This window comes from Terriglobia bacterium, assembly GCA_020073185.1.
In the GTDB taxonomy this organism is placed as follows: Bacteria; Acidobacteriota; Terriglobia; order Terriglobales; family Acidobacteriaceae; genus JAIQGF01.
The window spans coordinates 86,849-112,711 of record JAIQFT010000003.1; the positions used below are offsets into that span (position 1 = coordinate 86,849).

Annotated in this window: 26 protein-coding genes and 1 tRNA gene; 19 read left to right on the plus strand and 8 right to left on the minus strand. The window is 62.2% G+C overall.

Annotated features, from left to right (window positions below; genetic code table 11):
- The first annotated feature begins 9 nt into the window (after nucleotides 1–9).
- Together glmS and LAN64_01475 are read left to right on the plus strand one after the other, a co-directional pair.
- Nucleotides 10–1,884, plus strand: coding sequence for a glutamine--fructose-6-phosphate transaminase (isomerizing) (gene glmS, locus LAN64_01470; protein ID MBZ5566498.1), 1,875 nt, complete (start codon nucleotides 10–12; stop codon nucleotides 1,882–1,884).
- 338 nt (nucleotides 1,885–2,222) lie between these two features.
- On the plus strand, nucleotides 2,223–2,945 hold the full coding sequence (locus LAN64_01475) for an FAD-dependent oxidoreductase (protein ID MBZ5566499.1): 723 nt from the start codon (nucleotides 2,223–2,225) through the stop codon (nucleotides 2,943–2,945).
- 42 nt (nucleotides 2,946–2,987) lie between these two features.
- On the opposite strand, the gene LAN64_01480 is transcribed toward LAN64_01475, so the two are convergent.
- Entirely contained in the window at nucleotides 2,988–3,494 is a 507-nt protein-coding gene (locus tag LAN64_01480; protein ID MBZ5566500.1) for a hypothetical protein, read from the minus strand.
- 240 nt (nucleotides 3,495–3,734) lie between these two features.
- Between LAN64_01480 and dnaK the strand changes: the two genes are divergently transcribed.
- From dnaK to LAN64_01505, 5 genes are all read left to right on the plus strand, one after another.
- A complete protein-coding gene (dnaK, locus tag LAN64_01485) occupies nucleotides 3,735–5,675 on the plus strand; it encodes a molecular chaperone DnaK (GenBank protein ID MBZ5566501.1) in 1,941 nt (646 codons plus the stop codon).
- Nucleotides 5,676–5,948: 273 nt separating this feature from the next.
- Nucleotides 5,949–6,128 (plus strand): hypothetical protein, encoded by a 180-nt coding sequence (locus LAN64_01490; GenBank protein MBZ5566502.1) that lies wholly within the window; start codon nucleotides 5,949–5,951, stop codon nucleotides 6,126–6,128.
- Entirely contained in the window at nucleotides 6,128–6,628 is a 501-nt protein-coding gene (locus LAN64_01495) for a nuclear transport factor 2 family protein (GenBank protein ID MBZ5566503.1), read from the plus strand. The genes LAN64_01490 and LAN64_01495 overlap by 1 nt, the downstream gene beginning before the upstream one ends.
- An 8-nt stretch (nucleotides 6,629–6,636) precedes the next feature.
- A complete protein-coding gene (locus tag LAN64_01500) occupies nucleotides 6,637–7,833 on the plus strand; it encodes a J domain-containing protein (GenBank protein MBZ5566504.1) in 1,197 nt (398 codons plus the stop codon).
- Between the two features lie 274 nt (nucleotides 7,834–8,107).
- The gene (locus LAN64_01505) at nucleotides 8,108–8,506 is read left to right on the plus strand and encodes a helix-turn-helix transcriptional regulator (GenBank protein MBZ5566505.1); all 399 of its coding nucleotides are present in this window, start codon (nucleotides 8,108–8,110) and stop codon (nucleotides 8,504–8,506) included.
- A 268-nt stretch (nucleotides 8,507–8,774) separates the two neighbouring features.
- Here the strand turns inward: LAN64_01505 and LAN64_01510 are convergent, their stop codons facing one another.
- Both LAN64_01510 and LAN64_01515 read right to left on the minus strand, forming a co-directional pair.
- On the minus strand, nucleotides 8,775–9,437 hold the full coding sequence (locus LAN64_01510) for a zf-HC2 domain-containing protein (protein ID MBZ5566506.1): 663 nt from the start codon (nucleotides 9,435–9,437) through the stop codon (nucleotides 8,775–8,777).
- Complete coding sequence (locus tag LAN64_01515) at nucleotides 9,434–10,135, minus strand: sigma-70 family RNA polymerase sigma factor (protein MBZ5566507.1); 702 nt, start codon at nucleotides 10,133–10,135, stop codon at nucleotides 9,434–9,436. Before LAN64_01515 ends, LAN64_01510 begins: the two co-directional genes overlap by 4 nt.
- 218 nt (nucleotides 10,136–10,353) lie before the next feature.
- Here LAN64_01515 and LAN64_01520 point away from each other — a divergent pair, with 218 nt between their 5' ends.
- The 3 genes from LAN64_01520 (at nucleotide 10,354) to LAN64_01530 (ending at nucleotide 12,516) form a co-directional block, all read left to right on the plus strand.
- The gene (locus tag LAN64_01520; protein ID MBZ5566508.1) at nucleotides 10,354–11,061 is read left to right on the plus strand and encodes a hypothetical protein; all 708 of its coding nucleotides are present in this window, start codon (nucleotides 10,354–10,356) and stop codon (nucleotides 11,059–11,061) included.
- Nucleotides 11,062–11,215: 154 nt separating this feature from the next.
- Nucleotides 11,216–11,291, plus strand: a tRNA-Ala gene (locus LAN64_01525).
- Nucleotides 11,292–11,400: 109 nt separating this feature from the next.
- Nucleotides 11,401–12,516, plus strand: a complete 1,116-nt coding sequence (locus tag LAN64_01530) for a D-glycerate dehydrogenase (GenBank protein MBZ5566509.1) — start codon at nucleotides 11,401–11,403, stop codon at nucleotides 12,514–12,516.
- 173 nt (nucleotides 12,517–12,689) lie between these two features.
- Here the strand turns inward: LAN64_01530 and purQ are convergent, their stop codons facing one another.
- Both purQ and LAN64_01540 read right to left on the minus strand, forming a co-directional pair.
- Nucleotides 12,690–13,406 carry a phosphoribosylformylglycinamidine synthase subunit PurQ gene (gene purQ, locus LAN64_01535; protein ID MBZ5566510.1) on the minus strand — a complete coding sequence of 239 codons (717 nt, stop codon included), beginning with the start codon at nucleotides 13,404–13,406 and terminating at the stop codon, nucleotides 12,690–12,692.
- A 7-nt stretch (nucleotides 13,407–13,413) separates the two neighbouring features.
- Nucleotides 13,414–13,908 carry a nucleotide-binding protein gene (locus LAN64_01540; GenBank protein MBZ5566511.1) on the minus strand — a complete coding sequence of 165 codons (495 nt, stop codon included), beginning with the start codon at nucleotides 13,906–13,908 and terminating at the stop codon, nucleotides 13,414–13,416.
- Nucleotides 13,909–14,046: 138 nt separating this feature from the next.
- On the opposite strand from LAN64_01540, the gene rnhA reads away from it, so the two are divergent.
- Nucleotides 14,047–14,517 (plus strand): ribonuclease HI, encoded by a 471-nt coding sequence (gene rnhA, locus LAN64_01545; protein MBZ5566512.1) that lies wholly within the window; start codon nucleotides 14,047–14,049, stop codon nucleotides 14,515–14,517.
- 36 nt (nucleotides 14,518–14,553) lie between these two features.
- Here the strand turns inward: rnhA and LAN64_01550 are convergent, their stop codons facing one another.
- A complete protein-coding gene (locus LAN64_01550) occupies nucleotides 14,554–15,102 on the minus strand; it encodes a hypothetical protein (protein MBZ5566513.1) in 549 nt (182 codons plus the stop codon).
- Between the two features lie 124 nt (nucleotides 15,103–15,226).
- Between LAN64_01550 and LAN64_01555 the strand changes: the two genes are divergently transcribed.
- From LAN64_01555 to LAN64_01590, 8 genes are all read left to right on the plus strand, one after another.
- Complete coding sequence (locus tag LAN64_01555; GenBank protein ID MBZ5566514.1) at nucleotides 15,227–16,468, plus strand: FAD-dependent oxidoreductase; 1,242 nt, start codon at nucleotides 15,227–15,229, stop codon at nucleotides 16,466–16,468.
- Between the two features lie 83 nt (nucleotides 16,469–16,551).
- Nucleotides 16,552–17,031 carry an AI-2E family transporter gene (locus LAN64_01560; GenBank protein ID MBZ5566515.1) on the plus strand — a complete coding sequence of 160 codons (480 nt, stop codon included), beginning with the start codon at nucleotides 16,552–16,554 and terminating at the stop codon, nucleotides 17,029–17,031.
- 61 nt (nucleotides 17,032–17,092) lie between these two features.
- Entirely contained in the window at nucleotides 17,093–17,341 is a 249-nt protein-coding gene (locus LAN64_01565) for a hypothetical protein (protein MBZ5566516.1), read from the plus strand.
- Nucleotides 17,342–17,492: 151 nt separating this feature from the next.
- Nucleotides 17,493–18,239, plus strand: coding sequence for a YebC/PmpR family DNA-binding transcriptional regulator (locus LAN64_01570; GenBank protein MBZ5566517.1), 747 nt, complete (start codon nucleotides 17,493–17,495; stop codon nucleotides 18,237–18,239).
- 159 nt (nucleotides 18,240–18,398) lie between these two features.
- Nucleotides 18,399–18,995, plus strand: a complete 597-nt coding sequence (locus tag LAN64_01575) for an acyloxyacyl hydrolase (protein MBZ5566518.1) — start codon at nucleotides 18,399–18,401, stop codon at nucleotides 18,993–18,995.
- Between the two features lie 251 nt (nucleotides 18,996–19,246).
- Complete coding sequence (locus tag LAN64_01580; GenBank protein MBZ5566519.1) at nucleotides 19,247–19,990, plus strand: TlyA family RNA methyltransferase; 744 nt, start codon at nucleotides 19,247–19,249, stop codon at nucleotides 19,988–19,990.
- Nucleotides 19,991–20,020: 30 nt separating this feature from the next.
- Nucleotides 20,021–20,878: an NAD(+)/NADH kinase gene (locus tag LAN64_01585; GenBank protein MBZ5566520.1), complete on the plus strand. Its 858-nt coding sequence runs from the start codon at nucleotides 20,021–20,023 to the stop codon at nucleotides 20,876–20,878.
- 12 nt (nucleotides 20,879–20,890) lie between these two features.
- A complete protein-coding gene (locus tag LAN64_01590; protein ID MBZ5566521.1) occupies nucleotides 20,891–22,570 on the plus strand; it encodes an amidohydrolase in 1,680 nt (559 codons plus the stop codon).
- A gap of 175 nt (nucleotides 22,571–22,745) precedes the next feature.
- Here LAN64_01590 and lysA read toward each other — a convergent pair whose 3' ends face one another.
- Nucleotides 22,746–24,008 (minus strand): diaminopimelate decarboxylase, encoded by a 1,263-nt coding sequence (gene lysA, locus LAN64_01595; GenBank protein MBZ5566522.1) that lies wholly within the window; start codon nucleotides 24,006–24,008, stop codon nucleotides 22,746–22,748.
- Nucleotides 24,005–25,807: a GAF domain-containing protein gene (locus tag LAN64_01600; GenBank protein ID MBZ5566523.1), complete on the minus strand. Its 1,803-nt coding sequence runs from the start codon at nucleotides 25,805–25,807 to the stop codon at nucleotides 24,005–24,007. Before LAN64_01600 ends, lysA begins: the two co-directional genes overlap by 4 nt.
- Nucleotides 25,808–25,863 lie beyond the last annotated feature (56 nt).

Here is a 25,863-nt window from a genome sequence, read left to right on the forward strand (position 1 = left end):
GGTAGTCACATGTGCGGCATCGTAGGATACGTTGGCAAGAAGCGGGTTGTGCCGGTCATCATTGACGGGCTCCGCCGACTCGAGTACCGCGGCTACGACTCGGCGGGAATCGCGGTCGCCGGCAACGGCGAAGGTCTGCAGATCCGCCGCGCCGAAGGCAAGTTGCGCAACCTGGAAGAGGTCATCCGGCTCAAGCCGCTCGACGGCACCTACGGTATCGGCCACACCCGCTGGGCCACGCACGGACGTCCCACCGAGGAAAATGCCCACCCGCACCGCGACTGCACCGGGCACGTGGTCGTGGTCCACAACGGCATCATCGAAAACTACCTCACCCTGAAGAAGCAGCTCTCGGAAGAGGGCCACAAGTTCTCCACCGAGACCGACACCGAGATCATCGCGCACCTGGTCGAAAAGCACCTCAAGCCGCATAACAGCGGCGCGCGCCCGTCGCTGGAGGAGGCGGTACGCAAAACCGTGAAGGAACTGCACGGGGTGTGGGCGATGGCGGTAATCTCGGTGGATGAGCGCGACAAGATCGTGGCCGCGCGCAATGGCCCGCCGGCGGTCATCGGGCTGGGTAAGGACGAGTACTTCGTCGCCTCCGACGTGCCGGCGATCCTCTACCACACCCGCGACCTGTTCTTCCTCGCCGATGGCGACCTGGCGGTGATCACGCCCGCGGGGGTCCAACTCAGCGATTTCGACGGCAATCCCATCGTTCGCCAGGTGCAGCACGTAACCTGGGACCCGATTATGGCGGAAAAGGGCGGCTTCAAGCATTTCATGCTCAAGGAGATTTATGAGCAGCCGCGCGCCGTCCGCGACACCACCCTGGGCCGCGTCTCCCTCGATAGCGGCAAAATTTTCCTCGAGGAGATGGAGATCACCGAGGCCGAGTTCGTCAAGCTCGAGAAAGTCAACATCGCCGCCTGCGGCACCAGTTGGCACGCCGCGCAGGCCGGCAAATTCATGATCGAGCGCCTCGCCCGCGTGCCGGTGGAAGTGGACTACGCCAGCGAGTGGCGCTATCGCGACCCCATTGTCGCACCCAACGCGTTAACCATGTTGATCACACAATCGGGCGAGACGGCCGATACCATCGCCGCCCAGCGTGAAGCGCGGGCCAAGGGATCCAAGACGATTGGCATCTGCAACGTGGTTGGCTCCATGGTCACGCGCGAAGCCAACGGCACCATCTACACCCATGCCGGCCCGGAAATCGGGGTCGCCTCGACCAAGGCCTTCACCGCGCAGTTGACCGCGCTGTTCCTGTTCTCGCTGTACCTGGCGAACATCCGCGGCGCCATCACCAAGGATGAAGCGCGGATGTACATCGGGGAATTGGGCAAACTTCCCGGCAAGCTGGAGTCGGTGCTGGCGAAGGAGGAGGACGCTGAAGACCTGGCCAAGGAATACCATCGCGCCCAGGATTTCCTCTTCCTCGGCCGCGGCATTCACTACCCCATCGCGCTGGAAGGGGCGCTCAAGCTGAAGGAAATCTCCTATATCCACGCCGAGGGCTATCCCGCCGGCGAGATGAAGCACGGCCCCAACGCGCTGATTGACGAGGACCTTCCCGTGGTGATTATGGCCACCTGCGATCTCAACGATCCCGGCTCGCACATACGCTATGAGAAGACGCTCTCTAACCTGAAGGAAGTGAAGGCGCGCAGCGGGCGCGTGATCGCCGTCGCCACCGAAGGAGACGAGGACATTCGGGAGGCCGCCGACCACGTGGTTTACGTGCCGCCGGCGCCGGAACTGCTCTCGCCCATCCTCGAGATCGTGCCGCTGCAGCTGCTGGCTTACCATATCGCGGTGCGCCGCGGCTGCGACGTTGACCAGCCGCGGAATTTGGCGAAGTCAGTGACGGTGGAGTGACAGCGATTAGCAATTAGCGACTAGCACCTGGACCGGGGGCCCCGGCGTCCTCGCCGAGGCTGAGGCAGTGCCATGACGCGCTTTAAAGACCTGGCACGAGTTCAGGCTGCAATAAAACACAACAACGAATCTGAGCCTCGGTGGGCTCTGAATTATTGCAAGATGCGGCTCTCGATTGCCGCCCGGAAAGAGCACATCAAGCATTGCAAGAAGATCGAGAAGGAAGTTCTTCAAGCTCTTCAGAATTCAAACTGACCCTTTACCCTCTAAGCTGCTAATTGCTAATCGCTAATCGCTAACTGCTTCCTTCCACCCTGCGCGATAATCAAATCAGGTAGATGAGCACGGAACGCGTACTAATGACAGCCCGGCTGGTGCGCTCGGTGGCGCTTTCCGACGACACCAAGCACCTGGAGTTCGCCGTCGAAGAGGTTCCCCGCTTCGACTTCACCGCCGGGCAATTCGTTTCCATGAAGCAGCCGCACGACGGCCGCGAGATCACGCGCGCTTACTCCATCGCCTCGCCGCCGCGCGCCGACAACACCTTTGACCTCTGCCTCAACCGCGTCCTTGAAGGCTTTTTCTCCAATTTTCTTTGCGACCTTGCGGCAGGTGCGAGGGTCCGCTTCCATGGCCCGCATGGCTACTTTGCGCTCAAGAGCCCGGTGCGCGACTCCCTGTTCATCGCCACCGGCACCGGCATCGCTCCGCTGCGCGGCATGCTGCAGTGGCTGTTTGCGGACGAATCCCGCCACCTCGGCCGCGAGTTCTGGCTGGTTTTCGGCGTGCGCTACGTGGCCGACCTCTATTACAACGACGAGTTTCTCCAGCTCGCGCGGGAGCACTCCAACTTCCACTACCTGCCTACGCTGAGTCGCGAAAACCCCGGCTGGACCGGCGCCCGCGGCTACGTCCAGGAGCACGTCCGCCGCCTTGCCCAGGGTCGCAGGGACATGGACGCCTACATCTGCGGCCTTAAAGACATGGTCCTCGCCAACCGCGAACAGTTGAAAGAATTGGGGTGGGACAGGAAGTCAATTCTTTACGAAAGATTTGATTGAGTCTTGGTGGGTAGTCGGCAATCTCTTGGTTTTGCTTGTCGATCACTGATCATCACGAAAACCATAAGCCCTATCAACTCTCGCCCGCTCTTCTCTTTCAATTCTCTCCCGCTCTTCCGCACTCAGTACCCACGCGTCATGCATGTGACTCATGACGCGCTGTCCCACCAGGCAGAGCACGCCGATCATCATGAAGAACGCGCCCGCGATCCCCATGGCGAGTCGGTCCACGATGGATGCACCGTGCTGCACCTTGGTAAAGATCGCGACTGTCGCCCCGCCGATCAGACACACCGCCGAAAGAACGTTCCACAATAACGACTCGCGCGGCGTCAAGTGCGTCTCTTCCACATGCAGCGCACGCCCGGCCAGGAATGCCGCTGCGCCGGCCATTATCATGAACAGGGAAGCCATGAGGCATTCCAGCGCCGTATGATCAAGCGAGGCCAATCCGTAGCGCCCATATGTGTACGCCAGCAAGAACCCGCCAGCCACCCCGACAACCGCCCCCAACCCCTGCCAGAGGCGCGCTTCCGACGTCCTGGTCATGGCCCCCGTCCCTCCCCAAGAGGCGCGAGTTTAGTACCGCTTGCGTCCTCAATGCCAGCAGTTTTGTAAGGCACTCGGAACTGGCAGCTCGATTTGCCTGCAACGCGCGCTCCTCTTGCCTCATCTAACAGGTTGACAACGTTACACTCAAGTCTTATATTGATCCCGTTATTAAGAGCGCAGTTGACTTACTTAAGTACAGTGTTGTAAAGGACTTAATCAGTAGGAGGTAGGACGCCAATGGGAAAGATTATCGGCATTGACTTGGGCACCACCAACTCGGTGGTGGCGGTCATCGAGGGTGGTGAGCCCAAAGTCATCCCCAACGAAGAGGGTGGCCGCACTACGCCCTCGGTCGTTGGCTTCACCAAGACCGGTGAGCGGTTGGTCGGACAGGTGGCCAAGCGCCAAGCCATCACCAACCCGGAAAACACGATTTATTCGATCAAGCGGTTCATGGGGCGCCGCTATGACGAAGTCAACGAAGAGATGAAGATGGTGCCCTACAAGGTGGTCCGCGCCGGCGACCACGTGGCCGTGGTGGCGCAGGGCAAGGAATACACTCCGCCCGAGGTGTCGGCCATGATTCTCGGCAAGCTCAAGAAAGCCGCCGAGGACTACCTGGGCAGCGGAGTCACCGAGGCGGTCATCACCGTTCCAGCGTATTTCAACGACGCGCAGCGCCAGGCCACCAAGGACGCGGGCCGGATCGCCGGTCTCGACGTCAAGCGCATCATCAACGAGCCCACGGCCGCCGCACTTGCCTATGGCCTCGACAAAAAGAAGGACGAGACCATCGCCGTCTACGACTTTGGCGGCGGCACCTTCGACATCTCCATTCTGGAAGTTGGCGAAGGCGTTATCGAGGTGAAGGCCACCAACGGTGACACGCATCTCGGCGGCGACAACATAGACCAGCGCATCGTGGACTGGCTGGTCGAAGAGTTTCGCAAGGACGAAGGACTCGACCTGCGCGGCAAGGGCAACGAGATGGCGCTGCAGCGTCTGCGCGACGCGGCTGAGCGCGCCAAGATCGAGCTCTCCACTACCATGGAGACCGAGATCAACCTGCCCTTCATCACCGCCGACGCCAGCGGCCCCAAGCACCTGGTCAAGCGCCTGACGCGCGCCAAGCTGGAGTCGATGGTGGAAGACATTATTCAGCGCTCGGTCGGTCCGTGTCGGCAATGCATGAAGGACGCCGGCATTGAGGCCAGCAAGATCAACGAGGTGGTGCTTGTCGGCGGCCAGACACGCATGCCGCGCATCCAGGCGCTGGTGAAAGAACAGTTCGGAAAGGAGCCGCACAGGGGAGTCAATCCCGACGAAGTCGTGGCGGTCGGCGCGGCCATCCAGGGCGGCGTGCTCGGCGGCGAGGTCAAGGACCTGCTGCTGCTCGACGTGACTCCGCTGACGCTGTCGATTGAAACGCTGGGCGGCGTGGCCACTGGGATGATCCCGCGCAACACCACCATCCCGACCAGGAAAACGGAGACCTTCTCCACCGCGGCGGACAGTCAGACGTCGGTCGAGGTGCACGTGCTGCAGGGCGAACGTCCGCTGGCGCGCGACAACCGCACCCTCGGCAAATTCCACCTGACGGGCATTCCGCCGGCTCCGCGCGGCGTGCCGCAGATCGAGGTCACCTTCGACATTGACGCCAACGGAATCCTGAACGTCACGGCGAAGGACATGGCCACGCAGAAGGACCAGAAAATCACCATCACGTCGTCTTCCGGGCTGAGCAAGGAAGAGGTCGAGCGCATGGCCAAGGAAGCCGACGCGCACGCGGGCGAGGACAAGGCCAAGAAAGAGGAGATCGAGGCCCGCAACCAGCTCGACACCATGGTTTACCAGATCGAGAAGATGCTGCGCGAGCACGGTGACAAGATTTCCGGCAGCGAGCGCGGCGACGTGGAAGCCGCTCTCGCCGACGCCAAGAAGGCGCTGGAAGGCGGCGACGCCAAAGCCATGAACGCGGCCCGCGAGCGCCTTACCCAGGCATCGCACAAGCTGGCGGAGGCGATGTATCGCCAGGCGCAGCCGGCGGGTGGCGCAGCCGGCGCGGGCCCGCAACCCGGTCCGCAACCCGGCGCCAACGGCGCAGCCCCAGGCGACGCCAAGAAGAAGGACGAAGGCGTGATCGACGCCGAGTACGTGGACGTAGACGAGAAGAAATAGCTGTCAGCCGTCAGCTCTCAGCTATCAGCCAAACGGGTAGGGCACGGCTTTAGCCGTGCCGCCCACGCGGGGAAAGGGAAAGGCGGCTTTAGCCGCTGAGGTGGAAGCGCCGGGCTTTAGCCCGGCGGAAAAGCGCCACCCACAATGGGTGTCATTCCGAGCGAGGACGCGAGCAGAAACCAGGACGCCCCGCTTTTGGGCGTCCGGGTTCGCGCGTCCGAGTCGAGGAACCTGCTTTTTGCTTGGGACTAGAAAGGGTTCAGAGAGTACACATTGCAAATCGAAGTCAACAAGCAATCCTATTTCCTGCATTTCATTCCCGAGGAAGGACGCTGGCTTCTGTTCAAGCCAACGCGCTCGGGCATGGAAGCTGTCCCGGTTGTGGACGATGGCGGGCCCCTGCTGTTAGCCGACGAAATCGAGGGCACGTCTGACACGGAGGCCGTGAACTAGTGAACTATCTCGACCTGCGAAAGACGATGCGCGCCGGCGTTCCGGTGGTGATCGTGTTGCTGACGCTCGCGCTCACCGCAAGCGCGCAGGACACGAAGTCGCCACCCACCGCGCGCCAGCTTTCGTCGCTGCTGAACCAGTTCCTCGATGCTGCCGGGCGCGGCGACCGAGCTGTCTTCGACCGCTTCTTCGCCGACGACGTCATCTACACGCGCTCGGCGGGCGTGACCGTGGATAAAGCGAAGATCATGAAGAACATTGGCCGCCGCGAGGACGCGGGCGCGAAGAACACCTTCTCGGCGGACGACGTCACCATTCACGATTACGGAACTACGGCGGTGGTGAACTTCCGCCTTACCGCGCGCACCGAAAAGGCCGGCAAGTCTGAAACGGCGCACTACCGCAACACCGCCACCTTTCTCAAGCGCAACGGCCACTGGCAGGTGGTGGCGTGGCAGGCTACCAAGGTGCCGGGGGAGAAAAGGGCGAGCATCAACTAGCGAAGCCTATGGCGACCGCGACGAAAAACTACTACGACGTCCTCGGGGTGAAGAAGAGTGCCTCCACCGAGGAGATTCGTAAGGCGTTTCGTAAGCTGGCGCGCAAGTACCATCCTGACGTCAATCCCGGCGACAAGGCGGCGGAAGAAAAGTTCAAGCAGCTCTCCGAAGCCAACGACGTCCTCAGCGATCCCAAGAAGCGCAAGATCTACGACCAGCTCGGCTATTACTCGGACAACATTGATCCCGCGGCGGCCGAGGCATACGCGCGCGGCGGCGGCGTTCCCGGAGGCGGCCAGCGCGGCGCCCAGGAAGTTCCGTACGATTTCAGCGGCTTCGATTTCTCCGATTTGTTCGAAGGCGGCGCGCAGCAGCAGCAACAACGGCGCGGCGGCTTCCGCGACATCTTTTCCGGCATGTTCAGCGGCGGGCGTGGCGGCGCGGCGGCGCAGGAAGAACCCGAGCCAGGCACCGACCTGGAATACCAGGTCAGCGTCGGATTCTGGCAGGCGATCCGCGGCGCCGTGATGCGCCTGAACATCACGCACCTGGACACCTGCGGCAATTGCCGCGGGCGCGGCTTCCTGGAGTCCCCCGGCGTTTGCCCCGATTGTAAGGGCTCAGGCCACATCCAGCAGACCAGCGGGCGCATGAAGTTCAACACCGTCTGCCAGCGCTGCGGCGGCACCGGCAAGCTGCGCACCCTCTGCAACGTGTGCGGCGGCGAGGGCGTGGTGCAGCGCAGCGAACCGCTGGAAGTGCGCATCAAGGCGGGGACGCGCGACGGCCAGCGCATTCGCATCGCCGGCAAGGGCAACGCCGGCCCGCGCGGCGGCCCTCCCGGCGATCTCTACATCATCGTGCGCGCCGGCGAGCACTCGGTTTTTCACCGCGACGGCGATGACATCCAGGTCACCGTGCCGGTCACCGTCACCGAGGCCGCCATGGGCGCCAAGATCGAGGTCCCGACCATCGATGGTCGCGCCCTGCTGCGCATCCCGCCGGGAACGCAGTCGGGCCAGAAGCTTCGCCTGCGCGAGAAGGGCGTCCCCTCGGCGGTGAAAGAAGGCGTGCGCGGTGACGAAATCGTCGAGGTCAAGATTACCGTCCCCATGCCGCACGACGAGAAGACGAAAGAATTGCTGCGCGAGTTGGCAAAGCTGAACCCGGAAGATCCAAGGGCGGAGTTGTGGAATAAGGTTTAGTAGTTGGTAGCTGGTAGCTGGTAGTTGGTAGTCCGTATTCGGTGGTCGTTGGCAGCAATCACGCATTGCGATGAGTTGGCGGGGCTTCTGATGGAGCTGGATGCCGCGGAGCGATCCGCGATTCGGGCAGACCGCAAAGACGCTCGGCTCGAAACCGAGCTTCTGGTGCAGGAACTCATTGAGCGCATTCGGCAGCATCGAGAGCAGCACGCGGACCGCGATTACAAACCGACGGTACAGTAGCTAAGAGCTAAAAGCTAAGAGCTAAGAGCCAATGGCTAAGAGACGAGGCAAAGGCGCATACATGATCTCCGCCGTCGCGGAGATGTACGGCATCCATCCGCAGACTTTGCGCCTGTACGAGCGCGAAGGGCTGCTGAAGCCGTCGCGCACCGAGGGCAACACCCGCCTCTACACCGACGAGGATCTGCAACGCCTGGAGATAATCCTGTCGCTGGCGCGCGACCTGGGCGTGAACATCAGCGGGATCGCCATCATCCTCGACATGCGGGCGCGCATGGAGGAGATGCAGCGCCAGATGCACGAATTCCTCACCCACTTCCAGCAGGAGATGCTGGCGCGCATGAGCCGGGCCGATGCCTCCAAGGGCGCACTCATCCCCGTGCGCCGAGTGCCGGTAGCGCCGGCGTCATCCACTAAAGAAATGAAATAATCTCAGTTTCGGTTTCGGTACGTGCCCCGTTTCGGCGGAACATTTCCGTAGACTCGATTCCCGGGAGTCCTCAAGAAATTCACATGGACTCATTTCCGGGGGGCACATCAAGTCCAACAGCCTGGACGAGGTTGAATCCGGGATTTTTGTTTTTGTGGCGGCGTGCGCTTGGAACTGGGTTGTGGAGAATGTTGTCAGAGTAGGTATTAACTCCACGAAGCGGAAAGCCGCCGGTTTTGCCCGACGGCCGACAGCTGAGAGCTGAAAGCTAGCCCTTCACATTGATTTTCGAGAACGACAGCACCGCGCGCCCGCTGGTTGGCTGCCCAAATGCCGTCGCCGGACGGAACTGGGTGAAGATCAGCATGTTCTCCAGTTCGGAGCGGACGTTGTCCGACTCCGGCGGCGCCGACAGGATGCGGTAATCCTGCACCCGGCCCTTGGCGTCAATGTAGGCCTCGACCACGATGGAGTCGGCGTTGATGCGCTCCATTCCGGTGGAGAACGGCGCCTGCGCCAGCACCGGAGGCGTATACAACATGGTCGGCACGTCGTTGTTGGCCCGCACCGGCAGGGCAAACAGGCCGATCAGCAGCCCGAAGAAGACGATCGCGCTGAGCACGCCCGCGGTTGCCGGAACCATGAAGGCGTTGAACACGTTTTCGAAGCGCACCTGCAGCCCGGCCAAGGAGCGGCTGCGGTTGTGCGCGGCTTCGTGCGAAAGCGCCACGCGCAGCCTCAGCGCCAATTCCGGCGGCGCCGGCTTGCGTCCCAGCGAGGTGACCGCACGCTGGGTTTCGCATAGCAGCGCGTATTCGTGCTTACACGCCGCGCACTGCGACAGATGATTGCCAAGGTCCCGCATCTGGCGGCCGTTTACAATGCCATCCAGATACGGCGAGAACAGCGGCCTGGCTTGCGAGCAGTTCATGACGTAACCTCGACCTTCTGGCCGGCCTCCGGCCTGAAGTTGGACCGGGCAAGTTCCGGGCTCAGTTCGCGCAGATAGGGTTGCAGGCGCTTTTTGAGCGCTTCGCGTCCGCGCGTCAGCCGCGATTTCACCGTGCCCAGCGATGTTTGCATGACTTCCGCAATCTCCTCGTACGACAGCTCTTCAATCTCGCGCAGGATGATAGTCGTGCGAAATGGCTCGTCCAGCTTCCTCAATTCGCATTCCACGCGCGTCTTCAGTTCCTGCTGCGCGATGTTCTCCAGCGGCGACTCGCCTTGGTCGACCAGCAGATTGGCAAGCCCGATGCTGGAATTGCCGTTGGCGCCTTCCTGCGGCTCGATGGAGGTCTCGCGCGCCTTGTGGCGGAACCACCAGCGCTTGCGGTTCGAAGCCTCGTGCACCGCAATGCGATACACCCAAGTCTTCAGGCTGGCGCTGCCGTTGAAGTGCTTCATGCCGCGGAACACCTTCAGGAAGACTTCCTGCGTGGTGTCGGCGGCGTCGGCAGGATCGGAAACGATGCGGTACACCAGGCCGTAAACCGGTTGTTGAAACTGCGCAATGAGCCAGGCATACGCGGGCTCGGATCCGGCCTTGAGTTCGGCGACGACCGCCGCCTCCTCCGCCGGAATGCCGAGGGCGCCTGCAAAGTTCCCCAAGGTGGTTGCTCCCGCCATGCTTCTCATGGCGTCACCCCCACAGTAGCATCATCTTGCGCCGACAACAACATACAGTGGTATCGCCTGGCCCCTGTACCGTAGTGACCCTGCATCTACATAGACCCCGGCAAGGGGGAATAAGTTCCCCGGAAGTCCCGAGTTATTACTCGGTAGGCACAACAAACCAAAGCACCTGTTTCGTACATCTGACTTGCCAGCAGTATGCGAGCGCAATTATGAAGAAACTCTTGGTTTGCCTGCTTGCGATGGGAATGTCGGCGGCGACGGTGGCGCAGGTGAGTTCGCCCGCGCGGCCGACCAGCACGCGACCGCCGGCGCCGGCTCAGGCTTCGTTCGGCAGCCCGCAGCCCGGCGCCGAGGTCACTGCCAGCCTCGCGCAATTGAATCAGGTCACTGAAAACGTGCGCGTGGACTTGGCGCGGCTGCGCCTGGATAAGTGGAAAGGCGATTCCCGCAGCAAGCGACAGGCGGAGGCGGATGCCGAGTCGGTGCAACGCAACATCACTGCAGCCCTGCCCACCATGGTGCAGCAAGTGCGCGCCAACCCGGGCAGCGTCGGGGCCATTTTCAAGCTCTACCGAAACCTGAACGCACTGTATGACGTCATGTCCAGCCTTACCGAATCGGCGGGCGCGTTTGGGTCCAAGGATGAGTACGAGGCGCTAGCCACCGACACCTCCAACCTTGACGGAATCCGCCGCTCGCTTGCCGATCGGGTGGAGGCGATGGCCAGTGCCCGCGATACGGAAGTCGCGCAGTTGCAGATGCGGGCCCGCCAAGCGGCGGCCACCGCCACTGCCGCGCCGCCGAAAAAAATCGTGGTGGACGACACGGCGCCGGCAAAGAAATCCACCAAGAAGCGCGCGATTAAGAAGAAAACGACGACGGCGAGCGAGCAGGAGGCCACTGCTAAGCCTCAGTAAAAGGTTGTCGGCTCCCGGCGCCGGCGCCAACACCAAAAAGGGAATGAGCGACAGCGCCACAAGCCGAAAGGCCGAGTGACCTGGTGCGATTGACTCGCGTGCTTAGCTGAGCGAGAATACTCATGTCCCACGCGCGCGGGATCTTTCCTCGAGTGGGCCTGTGGCGCAGCTGGGAGCGCGCTTCCATGGCATGGAAGAGGTCGCCGGTTCGATCCCGGCCAGGTCCACCAAATCCTTTCTTAAGTTCGGCGTTGCTTCCGCTTCTAGCCCTCCGGAACTGGTCGGAGTAGATTTTCTTGCGTGTTCTCCCGTAATCTAGGTGGTTTTGGAGAGAACGAGATGGCCGACCAGAAGCGTTTCCGCGTTTATGCTACGTGCGACATCGGTGAAGCTCTGGAACTGCTGCGCAAACGCGGGTACGACGTCGAGGTCTATCCCGGCCCCGAGCCGCCGCCAAAGAAGCTGATTCTGGAAAAGCTGCGCGGCGGGGTGGACGGCCTCATCACCACCCTGCGCGATCCCATTGACGCGGAGGTCTTCGAGGCCGGCAAAGGACAGCTCAAGGTCGTCTCGCAACTTGCCGTCGGGTTCGACAACATCAATCGCGCCGACGCCAACCGCTATAAGGTTCCTTTCACCAATACCGCCGATGTGCTTACCGAAGCCACCGCCGAGTTCGCGTTCTTTATGATGGGCGCGCTGGCCCGCAAGATGTGGAGCGCCGAACACCTGTTGCGTAAGAACGAATGGGGCACCTGGCATCCGTTCCTGCCGTTTCTCGGCGACGAGGTTACCGGCAAGACCGTCGCCGTGATCGGCACCGGCCGCATCGGCCTGGCCATGATCAAGAAGTGCACCGGCTTCGACATGAACATCCTGTGCTACGACCCGGGGTACCAGAACCATGACTTCGTAGGCGCCATCCAGCAGCTCAAGGACCTGCGGCAGTCGACCGGCGTGAGCAAAGACCGAAGCTGGATCAAGTACGTGGAGTTCGAGCAGGCGTTGCGTGAAGCCGACTTCGTCTCCATCCACGTGCCGCTGATCCGGCCCGGCGAGGGCGGCCCCCCAACCTATCACCTGATCAATGAGAAGACGCTGCGCATGATGAAGCCCACGGCGCACCTAATCAACAACTCGCGCGGTCCGGTGGTGGACGAGGTCGCGGTGGCCAAGGCGCTGCGGGAAAACTGGATCGCCGGGGCCGCGCTCGATGTGTTCGCGCAAGAGCCTCTGCCGGCCGACTCGCCACTGCGTGATCCGGCCATCGAGGACCGCTGCCGTCTCTACCCGCACTTTGCCAGCGCCGGCAGGATTACCCGCCTCTCCACCGATCCCGACAAGGGCATGGCCGGCCGCTGCGTGCAGGGCCTGATTGACGTGCTGGAGCAGCACTACAACGGCGATCCAGCCAGGATGCCGTTTGTGGTTAATCAGGAAGCGTTTAAGAAGTAGTTGGGAGTTGGGAGTTAGCGGTTAGTGGGAGCGGAGTCCCTCAGGGGCTAAAGCCCGCATGATTGGCGCTCCGGGCGGCACGGCTGAACCCGTGCCCTTCCCAAAGCCATTTATGAGATAGCTTTTGGTAAGCGGGAGCCGCAGTTGGGAGCCGACTTGCAATCCTCGGTTCGCTAGCTACCAACCCCTAGCTCCTGCGTGCCGGCGAGGGCGCGGACGAGGGAGTCGAGAATCTTGAGGCCGTCGGTGCCGCCCATGATGGCCTCGCTGGCGCGCTCGGGGTGGGGCATCATGCCAAGGACGTTGCGGCCGGGATTGCAGATGCCGGCGATGTGATCGAGGGAGCCGTTGGGGTTGGCGGCCTCGGTGATTACGCCCGCCAGGGAACAATATCGTAACACGATACGTTGCTGGCGCCGCAGCTCGTCCAGCGTCGCCTGGTCGCAGAAGTAATTGCCGTCCATGTGGCCGATAGGGATCTGCAGCACCTCGCCCTGCCGGCAGGCGCTGGTGAACGGCGTGTCGGCGTTCTCGATGCGCACGTGCACCGGCTTGCAGATGTATTTCAACCCGGCATTGCGCAGCAGCGCGCCGGGAAGCAGGTGCGACTCGCACAGGATCTGGAAGCCGTTGCAGATGCCCAGCACTAGTCCGCCATGGGCGGCAAATTTGCCGACCGCCTCCATGACGGGGGAAAAGCGCGCAATGGCGCCGGTGCGCAGGTAGTCGCCGTAGGCGAAGCCGCCGGGGACTATCACCAAGTCGCAGTTCTCAAGGTCCCGCGACTCGTGCCAAAGATAGGTGACCGGTTGGTTGGCGACCTGTCCGAAAACCCAGTAGGGGTCCTGGTCGCAGTTGGAGCCGGGGAACTGGATGACGCCGACTTTCATTGACCCATTATGGCATCTTTGGGTTGAGACCAGCGGCATTCAATTCCTGAAAAAGCCTGGTCTGCACCTCTTCGACATGTTCCTTGAAGGGAATGTAGATAAGCCCGGCAATATCGCTCGGCTGCTCGACGGTTTCCTTCAGGAGAATAGCAACCCGCTTGCGCCCGAGTCTCGTGAGCACCATTCCTAACTCCAATACCACATTCTGGCGCGCGCGGTACCGCTTTTGGTCCGGAGCCCCAGCTTTATGACCTTCATCGTCAGGGGTGAGCAGAACGCACGCGTACGCCGCACAGCCGTGCCCTCCGATGAATCCTTCGAGCTTCTCGATAATCGTGTCACCGGCAGCGGGTAAATTCCCGAGCACAATCGGATTTACATTCATACGGTGCAGCATCAATTCCAATTCATTCCGCGCGGTTAAGTCGTGACCGTAAACGACAAACACCTGGGGTTTGGCAGGAGGGGCTTGCTCGGTTGGCTGAGTCGCTGGCGTCCCCATGATCTCGGCCGTCAGATCGGTCCGTTTTCCTTGGAGAACAACTTTACCGGTCTGATAAACGTTAAAAATCTCACCAGTAATGCAGCGGAACTGTATTCCTGCTTGTATGGACTTTTCGTCGAACTTAATGTTCTTATTATGAAGAGCATAATTCTGACGACCGACGGAGCGTGCATCGGTAACCCGGGACCTGGGGGATGGGCGTGCATTCTACGATATAAGGGTCACGTGCGCGAATTGTACGGCTCCGAACCGCAGACGACGAATAATCGCATGGAGCTTATGGCCGTTATTCAAGGATTGAAAGCTCTAAAAGAGCCTTGCCAAGTAATGGTTCGAACCGACTCACAGTATCTCAAGGACGGAATTACGAGCTGGATTCACTCATGGAAATCGAATGGGTGGACCCACAAGGTAAAGGGTAGCGGGCGCCAGCCAGTGAAGAATCGCGACCTGTGGGAGACGCTAGATGCCATTCGACAGCCCCACTCGATCGAATGGCTTTGGGTCAAGGGACATGCTAATGATGCAGACAATCTCAGGTGCGACGAGCTGGCGAACAGCGCCGCCCGTGCTGTCGCTTTAGTCCCCGCCACACCCGCCGACTGACGTCGATTCTGGGCGCTGCCCTGCGATGCAGCGGCCCTACTGCGGCGGCGTGCGGGGCTCCGACGGCTTGGGTGGGTGCATGCCTTCGCGCATCCCTTCATGCATCTCCATATGCGCACGCGGGCGCATGCGGCCGGCCGCTTTCATCGACTCCAGCTTGTGCCATTGGTCGGCGGTAAGCGTGGAGCGGACAGAGAGCGCCATCTGCCCAAAATCCTTGATCAGTCTGCCGGCGGCAGCCGAGGCGGCGTCCAATTCCTGGTTGTAAGCAGCCTTGTCGAGCTGGTCGGCATCGAGAAGCGACTGCAGGCGCACGTAGGACTTCAGCCCGCTGGCGCCGGCGTCGATCACGGTCAGCTTGAGGTTGGTGCTGACCTGCTCCAGTTGCTTCTTCTGGGTCTCGGTGAGCCGGAGTTCGTTGGCGACATCGGGATTGTTCCACCAGTCGCTCATCAGCGCCGCCGGAGGGTGCCAGCCGCCCATGAAGGGCACGTCCGGCGAAGGCGGCCGGGGCGGGTTCTGCGCCAGCGCGGTTGTGCCGGCCAGCAAGAGGACGAGCGCGACAAGCAAGAATCTCAGTTTCATGGCAATTCTCCTGATGTCTAATACGATACGCCCCCCATCCCAGTTCAAAGAATCGTCACCTCCGCGGCCCAATCGGCCGGCGATACAAAGCGCATTTGTTGTGGAGGCGAGGAGATGCCTGATATTGGCCACGATCGTTTACCATGGCGCCGTTCGGTCGAATGCCGTACTGTGGGCAGCGACGAGGGGAGCGGGCGAACGACGGGTGAAAACCAACCCCAGAACGTACGACGTGGCGGTAGTCGGGGCGGGAGTATTTGGATCATGGACTGCGCTGCGGCTAGTCCAGGGTGGCAGACGCGTCGTCCTGCTCGACGAGTATGGGCCGGGCAGCGCACGCGCCAGCTCGGGCGGCGAATCGCGTATCATCCGCGCCGGTTATGGCCCCGACGAGCTTTACGCGCGCTGGGCCATGCGCTCGCTCACGCTGTGGAAGGAATTTTTCGCTGCTACTCATGTCGGCCTGTTTCACAACTGCGGGGTGTTGTGGCTGGCGCGCGAAGAAGATGAATACGCAAAGCAGACCGCGGCAACCCTGGCAAAGCTCGGCGCTGCGGCAGAACATTTCGACCGCGCGCAGATGCAGCGCCGTTATCCGCAGTTCAACTTTGACGGCGTGGACTGGGGGCTGCTGGAGCCGCAGGCGGGCGCGCTGATGGCGCGTCGCACGGTGCAGGTGGTGGTTGACGCGGCCGTGGCCAAGGGAGTGACCTACCTACAGGCATCGGTGAAGACTCCGGCGGGCCAGGGCAAACTGGCAAGCCTTGAAACCGGCGACGGGGAGCGCATCACCGCCGGGCAATACGTTTTTGCCTGCGGGCCGTGGCTCGGGAAGATATTTCCCGACCTGTTGGGGGAAAGGATTTTTCCTACCCGTCAGGAAGTCTTCTTTTTTGGCGTACCCCCTGGCAATGCGCAGTTTGCCATGCCGGCAATGCCGGGATGGATTTTTGTGGCGGACGGCGTGTACGGCGTGCCGGACCTGGAGAACCGCGGATTCAAGATCGCGATCGATCGACACGGTGAGCGCGTGGATCCGGATTCGCAATCGCGGATCGTTTCGCAAGAATCTGCTGAGTGGATGCGCAGCTACGTGGCGCGCCGCTTCCCGGAGTTGCGCGCCGCGCCCATCGTGGAGACGCGCGTGTGCCAGTACGAAAACACCTCGAACGGCGATTTCCTGGCGGATCGGCATCCGGAGATGGAGAACGTGTGGCTGTTGGGCGGCGGGTCGGGCCACGGGTTCAAGCATGGGCCGGCGCTGGGGGAGTATGTCGCCGGGCAGGTGTTAGGCACCGGCACGGCGATCGAGCCGCGCTTCTCGTGGGCCGCGAAACGCAGCGTGCAGAAGCGCACCGTGTATTGAGGAAGGAAGAAGTAAGAAGTCAGAGGTAATCGCCAGGGATCTGCCGCATTCTGCCGCATTAGGTGGAGCATCCAATCCGCCAGATGGACTTTCGCGAACATGCCAGCGTGACCGGCACGGCGCTGCAGCGATGGATTATCGCCCAGCTTCAGGACTCAGTCGCAGTGGCCTGCCTGTGGCTGGTTGGGTTGCTGATCATACGGGTGCCGTGGGCGCCGTTGTGGGCGGTGCTGGCGGCTTTGTTCCAGTTCTTCCCGCATCTCGGGCCGGTGATGGCGCTGTGCGGGCCGGCGGTGGCGGCGGTGATCAGCGGCGGCTTCATGCGGCTGATCTACGTGTTCATTCTTTACGCCGTAGTTGCCGTGACCGACGGGCTGGTGCTGCAGCCGTACTTGATGAAACGAACGGCGAAGGTGCCGATCTGGGCATCCATCCTGGCGCCGATTGTTTTGGGAATGATCTTCAGCTTTTGGGGCGTGCTGCTGGCGCCGCCACTGTTGGCGGTGGTATATGCATACCGCGCGCACCTGCGGAAGAACAGCGGGCCGCACCAAGAATTGTAACTGGGACCGCCGGAATATTGGAGATACAATCTACCTTCGCGTCACAGAGTGGGGATAGACGATGACAGTATGGCTCGGCCAGTTGGTGATCTCCAAAGCAAACCATAAAAGTCCCGCGTACTGGGTCCAGTATTGGCGCAACCCGAGCATGTCCCCGGCCTCCCTGGAAATGGATTCGGTCGAGGACCTTCGCCGCTATCTGCGGCATTGCCGGCTCAGCAACATCACCCCCGACGAGGTGATCGAGCAGCTACGAAGCGCCTCGCGGGTCAGCCTGAACACCATCGAGTTCGAAGAGAAGATCGGCTGACCCAATAAAGCCCACAGGCAATATGCACGGCGAGCGGGTAGGGAAGTCCAGCGTCTCCGCGTGCTATAATCTGCGATTGCTTCAAGGTTTTTTGGGCGCCATAGCACGCCGGGGCATGATTGTGCCCACTTCTTTCCAATCGAGGTCTCTCATGTCTGGCCATTCAAAATGGGCCACCATTAAGCACAAGAAGGGTGCGCTGGACGCCAAGCGGGGCAAGATTTTCACCCGCCTGATCCGCGAAATTTCCATGGCAGCGAAATCCGGCGGCGATCCGGACAAAAACCCGCGGCTGCGCAAGGCCATCCTGGACGCCAAGGCCGAAAACATGCCGCAGGACAACATCAAGCGAGCCGTGCAGCGCGGCACCGGCGAACTGCCCGGCGCCAGCTACGAAGAATTCAACCTGGAAGGCTACGGGCCGGGCGGCGTCGCCGTCCTGCTGGACCTTTCCACGGATAACCGCAACCGCACGGTCAGCGAGATCCGACATGCCTTCGGCAAGCATGGCGGCAACCTTGGCGAAGCGGGCTCGGTGGCCTGGATGTTCCACAAGAAGGGCGACATTGTGGTGCCCAAGCCGGCGGCCAAGGAAGACGACCTGATGAACATCGTGCTCGAGGCCGGCGGCGAGGACTTGAAAGACGACGGCGAGAGCTGGGAAATCATCACCGATCCGCATGCATTCGAAGCGGTGGTGGAAGCCCTGAAGAGGGCCAAGATCACGCCGACCTCGTCGGAGGTCGGCATGGTCCCGCAGAACTACATCAAGCTCGAAGGGCAGCAGGCCACTACCATGATCCGGTTGGTGGAAGCGCTGGAAGAGCACGACGACGTGCAGCACGTGTGGTCGAACTTTGACGTCGACATCAAGCAGTTGGAGGCAGTGGCGAGTTAAGTTCAGTTTCGAGTTTCCGGTTTCTAGTTTCAAGAAGGGCTGCGATGAGCGGCCCTTTTGCTTGGGGGGGAGCAAATCAGGAAGTCTGGCGTGTTGACGTAGATGATCGACAGCGGCCATGCGACCCTGCTACATTTCCCACACTTCAGGAAAGAGCACATGAAGAGACTGATTGTGGTGGTAGTAGTGCTGCTGCTGTGCGCGGGGGCCTGGGCGCAGGACAATCCCTTGCGCCAGCCGGTATGGGAGATCGGCCCGTGGTTCGGCGGGGGCACCGGGTTGGGACACGCCTCGGAGTTCAAGTTCATCAACACCGGGCTGCGCTTCGGGCGCGTACTGACCGGCGAGCTGGGCAGCGGCCGCCTGCGCGGAACCTTCGAGTGGGCGGCGGACATCATGCCGGTGTACGAAGTGCGGCAGTCGGCGTTCTACACCTCCGGACCGCAGCAGTGGATCTACAGCTTCGCCGCGAACCCGGTCGTGCTGAAGTACAACTGGACCGGCGGCAGCCGGGTGGCGCCGTACTTTGCGGCCGAGGGCGGGCTGGTGTTCAGCTCGACGGAAATTCCGCCGGGCGACACGTCGCGGGTGAACTTCATGCCGGGCGGCGCGTTTGGATTGTACTTGCTGCGCCGCAATCGGCAGGCAGTGGACCTGTCGGTGCACATGACCCACATCTCCAACGCGAGTCTGGCGCACAATCCCGGGATCAATGCGACCGTGCAGTTCCGGGTGGGATACACCTGGTTCAAGTAATCTTTGTTGTCCAGTGCCAAACGCCGCCGGTAGATTTCAACACGATATGTGAAAATCGTGTTCAAAACGGCAGCGTTAGACCCGCAGGCTCAAATAAAGACGCCGCGTTCAGCAAAATGCACAGCGCGGTGGGCGATGCAAAAGAAAGTTTTTGAATATTTCCGCAGGTCGCCAGAGGGCAGTGCCCCGCTAGCCGTGACCAGCTCATCGCCAATTGCCGATAGCTGTCGCGCGCGTGCTACGCTGGCGCGGTGAAGACCCGCATCGACAAGCTGCTGGTGGAACGCGGCCTGGCGCAGTCCCGCGAACGCGCCCAGGCGATGATTCTTGCCGGCAAGGTGCTGGTCAACCAACAGAAGGTGGAGAAATCAGGAGCGATGGTTCAGGGAAACGCCTCCATCCGTTTGCTCGGGGAAGACTTGCGCTACGTGAGCCGCGGCGGGTTGAAGCTGGAGCACGCGCTGCAACACTGGAGGCTGGATGTCAACGGGCGTGTGTGCATGGACATTGGCGCCTCTACCGGCGGGTTCACCGATTGCCTGCTGCAGCATGGCGCCTCACGCGTCATCGCCGTAGACACCGGATACGGGCAGATCGATCTCCGCTTGCGCAACGATCCCCGGGTCCGCCTCTTGGAAAAGACCAACGCGCGCTACCTCCGCCGCGAAGCTGTGGGCGAAGCGGCAGAGTTGGTTGCCGTGGATGTGTCGTTCATCTCCGCCACGCTAGTTCTCCCGGCGGTCATGCAGGCGGCGGGAGCGAAGCTGGAATCCATTGTCGTCCTGGTGAAGCCTCAATTCGAGGCCGGAAGGGAACGGGTCGGGAAGGGCGGCATCGTGCGCGACCCGGCAGTGCAACAGGCGGCAGTGGATAAGGTCCGGACGGCCCTCTCAGAACTGGGTTGGGGCAAGGCGGACGCGATCGACTCTCCCATACTCGGCGCCGAGGGCAACCGTGAATTCCTGCTCTACGCGCGTCGCGGCGGTCCTGAGTGACCCGTTTCCCTGTACAATCCCGCATTGCGCATGAAATCCGCCGCCATCGTTTCCAAGCCGGAGAAGCCGGAGCTGCAGCACCTGGTCCCCAGAGTCTTGCAATGGTTCCAGGAGCACGGCTACGAGCGCGTCTGGCAGGACCACGAGACCGCAGCCTATGTGCCGGGATATGAATCGGTGGACCGCTGCGAACTAGCGGAGAAGAAACCCGACTTCGTTCTGGTGCTCGGCGGCGACGGCACCCTGCTGGCAGCCGCACGCGCGGTTGCGTCGGCCGATATTCCCATCCTTGGCGTCAATCTCGGCTCCCTCGGATTCCTGACCGAAGTTCCGCTGAACGAGCTCTGGGAAACCGTCGAAGCGGTGGACCAGCACCGTTGCGCCTTCGAAAAGCGCAACATGCTCAGCACCGACCTGCTGCGCGACAGCAAGGTGGTCGCCAGCTACGTCTGCCTCAACGATGCGGTGGTCAACAAGAGCGCCATCGCGCGGCCGGTCAACTTTGATCTCTACCTGGACACCGTGTTCGTCGCCAGTTACAAGGCGGACGGCGTGATTGTCTCCACGCCCACGGGCTCCACCGCGTACGCGCTGGCGGCGGGCGGCCCCATCCTGATGCCCTCGGTGGCCGCCATGGTGATCGTGCCCGTCTGCCCTCATGCCCTTACCCACCGCCCGCTGGTGGTGAAGGACACAGTGGAGATCGAGATCGTGGTCAAGAGCGCACGCGAAGAGGCGTACCTCAGCATTGACGGCCAGGTGGGCGTGCCGCTCAACGACGGCGACCGCATCGTCTGCCGCAAATCCGAGTACCACACCACGCTGCTGCGCATGCGCAAGACGTTTTTCGACGTGCTGCGAACCAAGCTGAAACTGGGCATGCGTTAGTTTTTTGCTGCTATGAAAACCTTGATCCGGGTGGCGGCAATGTTCATTCCAGCGCTGATGTTCGCCCAGACTCGTCCCGCCGCCGACCTCATCATCACCAACGGCAAGCTGTACACGGTGGGCAAGACGCACCCGCGCGCCGAAGCCCTGGCGGTTATCGGAGAACGCATTGTGGCGGTCGGTTCCGCCGCCGACCTGGACCAGTGGCGCGGGCCCGCCACAAAGGTGATTGACGCCCGCGGGCATCTGGTCCTGCCCGGTTTCAACGACGCTCACGTCCACTTCCTCGCTGGCGGCTTGCAACTGGACAACGTGCAACTCAAGGACGCCGACTCGCCGCAGGAATTCGCCCGGCGCATTGCCGAACGTGCCACCTACGCCGGCAAAGGCGAATGGATACTGGGTGGCGACTGGGATGAGCAGAAGTGGAACCCGCCGCAGCTCCCGACAAAAGAACTGATTGACCCGGTCACGGCCGGCACGCCGGTGTTCGTCAGCCGCTACGACGGCCACGAAGCGCTGGCCAACTCCTTCGCGCTCAAGCTGGCCGGCGTTACCGCGCAAACGCCCGATCCAGCGGGCGGCGTGATCGTTCGCGACGCGCAGGGCAACCCCACCGGCATTCTTAAGGACGCGGCTACCGAGCTGGTCGCGAAGAAGGTCCCGCCGTTTTCGCATGAGCGCCTGGTGCGTGCTAGCAAGCGCGCGCTCGCCTACGCGGCCGTGCTCGGCGTCACCAGCGTGCAGGAAATGGCGGTCTGGGGCGAGGACCTCGGCGTGAACGTCGGCATCTATAAGGAACTGGCAGAAAAGGGTGAGCTGACGGCGCGCATCTCAGTCGCGCCGATTATCGCTCGCTGGCAGGACCTGGCGAAGCTTGGCGCGCGGCACGCATTCGGGTCATCGCACCTGCGCATCGGAGCGGTGAAGGCGTTTGCCGACGGGTCTCTTGGCTCCAGCACCGCCTACTTTTTCCAGCCGTTCGCCGACGATCCGAAAAACCGCGGCCTGCTGACCGACGAAATGCAGCCACTCTCCAAGATGCGTAAATGGCTAATGAAATCCGATGAGGCCGGACTGCAACTCTGCGTGCACGCCATCGGGGACGCCGCCATTTCCCAAGTGCTGGACCTGTTTGGCGAAGTGGAGCGCGCGCACGGCGAGGCCGATCGCCGCTTCCGCATTGAGCACGCGCAGCACACGGCGGCGAAGGACTTCGTCCGCTTCGCCAAGCTGAGAGTCATCGCCTCGGTACAGCCCTACCACGCGATTGACGACGGGCGCTGGGCCGAAAAACGCATTGGCCCGGAGCGCATCAAGACCACCTATGCCTTCCGCAGCTTTCTCGATCACGGGGTCCGGCTGGCGCTGGGCACCGACTGGACGGTCGCGCCGCTCAACCCCATGCTCACGCTGTATGCCGCGGTGACGCGCGCCACGCTCGACGGAGAAAATCCCGATGGCTGGGTGCTGGAGCAGAAAATCACGCTCGCCGAGGCCATCGAGGCCTACACCATGGGTTCGGCGTACGCGGAATTCCAGGAAAACGAGAAAGGCTCGCTCACACCCGGCAAGCTGGCGGATATCGTAATTCTCAGCGACGACTTGCTTTCCATTAACCCGAAGAACATTCCTGACGTGAAGGTGGTTACTACGATTGTCGGCGGAAGAGTCGTGTGGAATAAGGAATGAGCGTGGTACGGCAAACGCGTGTGCGGACGGCTTCGGATAAACTCAGGGTCCAGCGACTCGCGCTCCTTCGCATCAGCTCGGTCGCGCTCGCTCGGGATGACACCGCAAACAAAAACGCACACGCGACGGCGCGTGTGCCACAGGACGTACTGATAGAAAACTGACAACCGACAACCTACCGCACTTCCCCTCTCAACATATCCTCGAGTGTTTCTCGCTTCCGGATCACGCGCGCCCGCTTGTCCTCCACCAATACTTCCGCGGCGCGCGGGCGCGTGTTGTAATTCGACGTGATGGACATCCCGTACGCGCCAGTATCGAGGATGGCGAGCAGCCCTCCTTCCTCGACCGGCGGCAGGGCGCGGTCGCGCGCGAAAAAATCGCCGGTTTCGCAGATCGGGCCCACAACGTCCACGATGTCGCGCTCTTCGACATGCGGTCGCACAACCGGAACGATTTCATGGTGCGCGCCGTACAGCGCCGGGCGGATCAGGTCGTTCATGGCGCCGTCCACTACCAGAAACGATTTGCCGTTGTTCGATTTGCGGTAAAGCACGCGCACCAGGAGCGCGCCCGCCGGCCCGACAATCGAACGCCCCGGCTCCAGCAGCAGATGCACTCCCAGCCCGCGCAGCGGACGCGTAACTGCCTTGGCGAAATCTTTCACATGCTGGGCAAATTCGGGAAGTTCCTGGGCGTCGTAGCGGATGCCGAGCCCGCCTCCCGCATCGACGTAGCGGATGCTGTGTCCGTAGCTCTGGAGCGCGCGCACCAGTTCCGCGACGCGCTCCATGGCCGCGCCGAACGGTTCCACGCTGGTAATTTGCGACCCGATGTGCACGCTGACGCCCGCCACCTCCAGCCACTTCGCGTCCGCCGCCTTTTCGTAGAGGCGGAGCGCGGTGTGCAGCCCGGTGGCGATGTACGGATGCGTCTCGGCGGGAACGTCGGGATTAACGCGAAACGCCACCCGCGCGGATGTCTTCAGCCGCGCCGCGCGTGCCGCCAGCGCCGTCATCTCGCTCTCGCTCTCGACGTTGAACATCAGGATGCCGGCGCCAAGGCCGGCATCCATTTCCTCCACCGTTTTTCCGACCCCGGAGAACACCACGCGCTTGGCCGCTGGCCTTGCGGCGCGCAGCACGCGCTGCAGTTCGCCGCCCGACACCACGTCGAACCCGCAGCCCAGCCTGGCAAGCATTTTCAGCAGCGCGAGATTGGAATTGGCTTTGACCGAATAACAGACGGTGTGCGAAACGCCGCGAAACGCCCGGTCGAAGGTGCGGTAGCGCTCGCGGATGGTGGCAGCGGAATAGACGTACAGCGGCGTGCCGTGTTTGGCCGCCAGTGCGGCCAGCGGCGCGCGCTCGCAGTGCAGCACGTCGTGGCGATACACGAATGCAGGTGGACGCCCCGCAGGCGCGTCGTTCTTGCTCATTTGTGTTTGCCGGAGTTCCCCAGGACCTTCAGCACCACCACGGTTTGATCGTCGTAGGCATTCTCGCCCGCGGTGAATTCCGCCACCGCGGCAAAGATACTCGTGACCACGTCGTTGGCGCTGCCATGGCAGTTCGCCTTTACCACCGTTCTCAGGCGGGCGGGTCCGAACATCTCGCCGTCGCGGTTCTGCGCATCGAGCACGCCGTCGCTGAGGAAAACGAACAGGTCGCCCGGCTGCGCGCGGTAGGTCACCTCATCGTAGGCCGCGTCCTCGAACTGCCCGAGCGGCAAGCCGGTGGCCTCCACGCACTCGATCCGTCCGTCATGACAGTACAGGGGCAGCGGCAGGCCGGAGTTAGCGACGCGCAGCAGACGCTGCTTATCGTCCCAAACGGCATAGGCCACCGAAATGTATTGTGCCTCGATGCGCCGCGAAACCAGCGACTCATTCAGCAACGCTAACATCTCCGCCGCACCCGGGCGCGAGCCCGCATGAGATCGTAGGATTCCGCTGGCCAGGGCCGCGTACAAGGCCGCCGGCGCGCCTTTACCGCTCACGTCGCCGATGGCGATGCCCAGGTCCGGCTTGCGCTCCCCGCTGTCACGCGAACCGTCCTGCGGGCGCGGCTCGTAGCGAAGGAAATCGTACAGGTCGCCGCCAATTTCGCGCGCCGGTACGAACTTGGCCGAGAGCTCCGCGTTCCCGATCACCGGACAGCAGTGCGGCAGCAGCCTGAACTGGAGTTCGTGCGCGAGGGCGAGGTCCTTCTGCAGGCGGCGCTCCTGCCGCGTGACGCGCTCGTACAGCCGCGCGTTCTCGATGGCAATCGCCACCTGCGCCGCCAGCGTGGTCATGGTGCGCACGTGGTCGTCGGTGAAGTAGCCGCGGCGGGTGTGCTCGATGTCGAGCACGCCGATCACCCGATCCTTGTAGATCAAGGGAACGCACAGCTCCGAGCGTGTTTCCGGGTTGCTGTTGATGTAGCGCGGGTCCTTGCTGACGTCCGGCACCAGCACCGGCTCCTTGTGCAACGCGGAATAGCCCACCAGGCCTCGGCCGATGGGAATGTTCTGCTTGATCTGCACCGTCTCGTTGAAGCGCAGCGAGAAGCGGTGCTCGAGCTTGGAGCCGGTCGCATCTACCAACAGCACGCTGAACATCTGATAGTCAATCAGCCGCGTGACCGCCTCGCCGATGCGCTGCAGCAACTGGTCGAGATTCAGAATGGAGGTCAGGTCGCGGCTGATTTCGTTCAGCACCAGCAGCGTCTTGGCCTGGCGCGAGGTGCGCGTGTACAGCCGCGCGTTTTCGATGCCGATGGCGATGCGCGAGGCAATCAGCGACAGCAGCCGCTCGTGATCTTCGGTGAAGTACCCCGGCTGCGGCGCTTCGATGTCAATCACGCCGATCACGCGGTTCTTGATGATCAGCGGCACTGCCAATTCCGAGCGCACCTGCGGAAGAGCCTCGATGTACTCCGGCGACTTCAGTACGTCGTTCACCAGCACCGGCTCGCGCCGCTGCGCTGCCATCCCGGTCACGCCTTCACCCACCTTGATGCGGCAGCGCTCGACGGCCTCCGGCGGATGCCCGATGGAAAACCGGATGCGCAGCTCCTGCGTTCTTTCGTTCAGCAACAGGATGGCGAAATGCTCGTAGGCGATAACCCGGCGCACCAGTTCGGCCACCCGCCGCAGGATGGTGTTCAGGTCGAGCGTGGTGTTGACCACGTCAGCGACCTCCAGCAGCAGGGAATCGACGTGCACGGGCGCGAGCTGGGTTGCGGATGTTGTCATGACGCGGGACACTGCCGATTTGGATGATATCAGCCGGATACGGGCTTCAGCCGCTG

What these genes read in the sequence shown, in the direction of transcription:
- LAN64_01505 (MBZ5566505.1), top strand. Translation starts at nt 8,108, where the DNA reads ATGGCTAAGAGACGAGGCAAAGGCGCATACATGATCTCCGCCGTCGCG.
- LAN64_01550 (MBZ5566513.1), bottom strand. Translation starts at nt 15,102, where the DNA reads ATGAAACTGAGATTCTTGCTTGTCGCGCTCGTCCTCTTGCTGGCCGGC.
- LAN64_01480 (MBZ5566500.1), bottom strand. Translation starts at nt 3,494, where the DNA reads ATGACCAGGACGTCGGAAGCGCGCCTCTGGCAGGGGTTGGGGGCGGTT.
- purQ (MBZ5566510.1), bottom strand. Translation starts at nt 13,406, where the DNA reads ATGAAAGTCGGCGTCATCCAGTTCCCCGGCTCCAACTGCGACCAGGAC.
- LAN64_01600 (MBZ5566523.1), bottom strand. Translation starts at nt 25,807, where the DNA reads ATGACAACATCCGCAACCCAGCTCGCGCCCGTGCACGTCGATTCCCTG.
- LAN64_01520 (MBZ5566508.1), top strand. Translation starts at nt 10,354, where the DNA reads ATGAAGAAACTCTTGGTTTGCCTGCTTGCGATGGGAATGTCGGCGGCG.
- LAN64_01515 (MBZ5566507.1), bottom strand. Translation starts at nt 10,135, where the DNA reads ATGGCGGGAGCAACCACCTTGGGGAACTTTGCAGGCGCCCTCGGCATT.
- LAN64_01570 (MBZ5566517.1), top strand. Translation starts at nt 17,493, where the DNA reads ATGTCTGGCCATTCAAAATGGGCCACCATTAAGCACAAGAAGGGTGCG.
- glmS (MBZ5566498.1), top strand. Translation starts at nt 10, where the DNA reads ATGTGCGGCATCGTAGGATACGTTGGCAAGAAGCGGGTTGTGCCGGTC.
- LAN64_01560 (MBZ5566515.1), top strand. Translation starts at nt 16,552, where the DNA reads ATGGACTTTCGCGAACATGCCAGCGTGACCGGCACGGCGCTGCAGCGA.
- LAN64_01575 (MBZ5566518.1), top strand. Translation starts at nt 18,399, where the DNA reads ATGAAGAGACTGATTGTGGTGGTAGTAGTGCTGCTGCTGTGCGCGGGG.
- dnaK (MBZ5566501.1), top strand. Translation starts at nt 3,735, where the DNA reads ATGGGAAAGATTATCGGCATTGACTTGGGCACCACCAACTCGGTGGTG.
- rnhA (MBZ5566512.1), top strand. Translation starts at nt 14,047, where the DNA reads ATGAAGAGCATAATTCTGACGACCGACGGAGCGTGCATCGGTAACCCG.
- LAN64_01500 (MBZ5566504.1), top strand. Translation starts at nt 6,637, where the DNA reads ATGGCGACCGCGACGAAAAACTACTACGACGTCCTCGGGGTGAAGAAG.
- LAN64_01530 (MBZ5566509.1), top strand. Translation starts at nt 11,401, where the DNA reads ATGGCCGACCAGAAGCGTTTCCGCGTTTATGCTACGTGCGACATCGGT.
- LAN64_01565 (MBZ5566516.1), top strand. Translation starts at nt 17,093, where the DNA reads ATGACAGTATGGCTCGGCCAGTTGGTGATCTCCAAAGCAAACCATAAA.
- LAN64_01590 (MBZ5566521.1), top strand. Translation starts at nt 20,891, where the DNA reads ATGAAAACCTTGATCCGGGTGGCGGCAATGTTCATTCCAGCGCTGATG.
- lysA (MBZ5566522.1), bottom strand. Translation starts at nt 24,008, where the DNA reads ATGAGCAAGAACGACGCGCCTGCGGGGCGTCCACCTGCATTCGTGTAT.
- LAN64_01510 (MBZ5566506.1), bottom strand. Translation starts at nt 9,437, where the DNA reads ATGAACTGCTCGCAAGCCAGGCCGCTGTTCTCGCCGTATCTGGATGGC.
- LAN64_01540 (MBZ5566511.1), bottom strand. Translation starts at nt 13,908, where the DNA reads ATGGGGACGCCAGCGACTCAGCCAACCGAGCAAGCCCCTCCTGCCAAA.
- LAN64_01585 (MBZ5566520.1), top strand. Translation starts at nt 20,021, where the DNA reads ATGAAATCCGCCGCCATCGTTTCCAAGCCGGAGAAGCCGGAGCTGCAG.
- LAN64_01475 (MBZ5566499.1), top strand. Translation starts at nt 2,223, where the DNA reads ATGAGCACGGAACGCGTACTAATGACAGCCCGGCTGGTGCGCTCGGTG.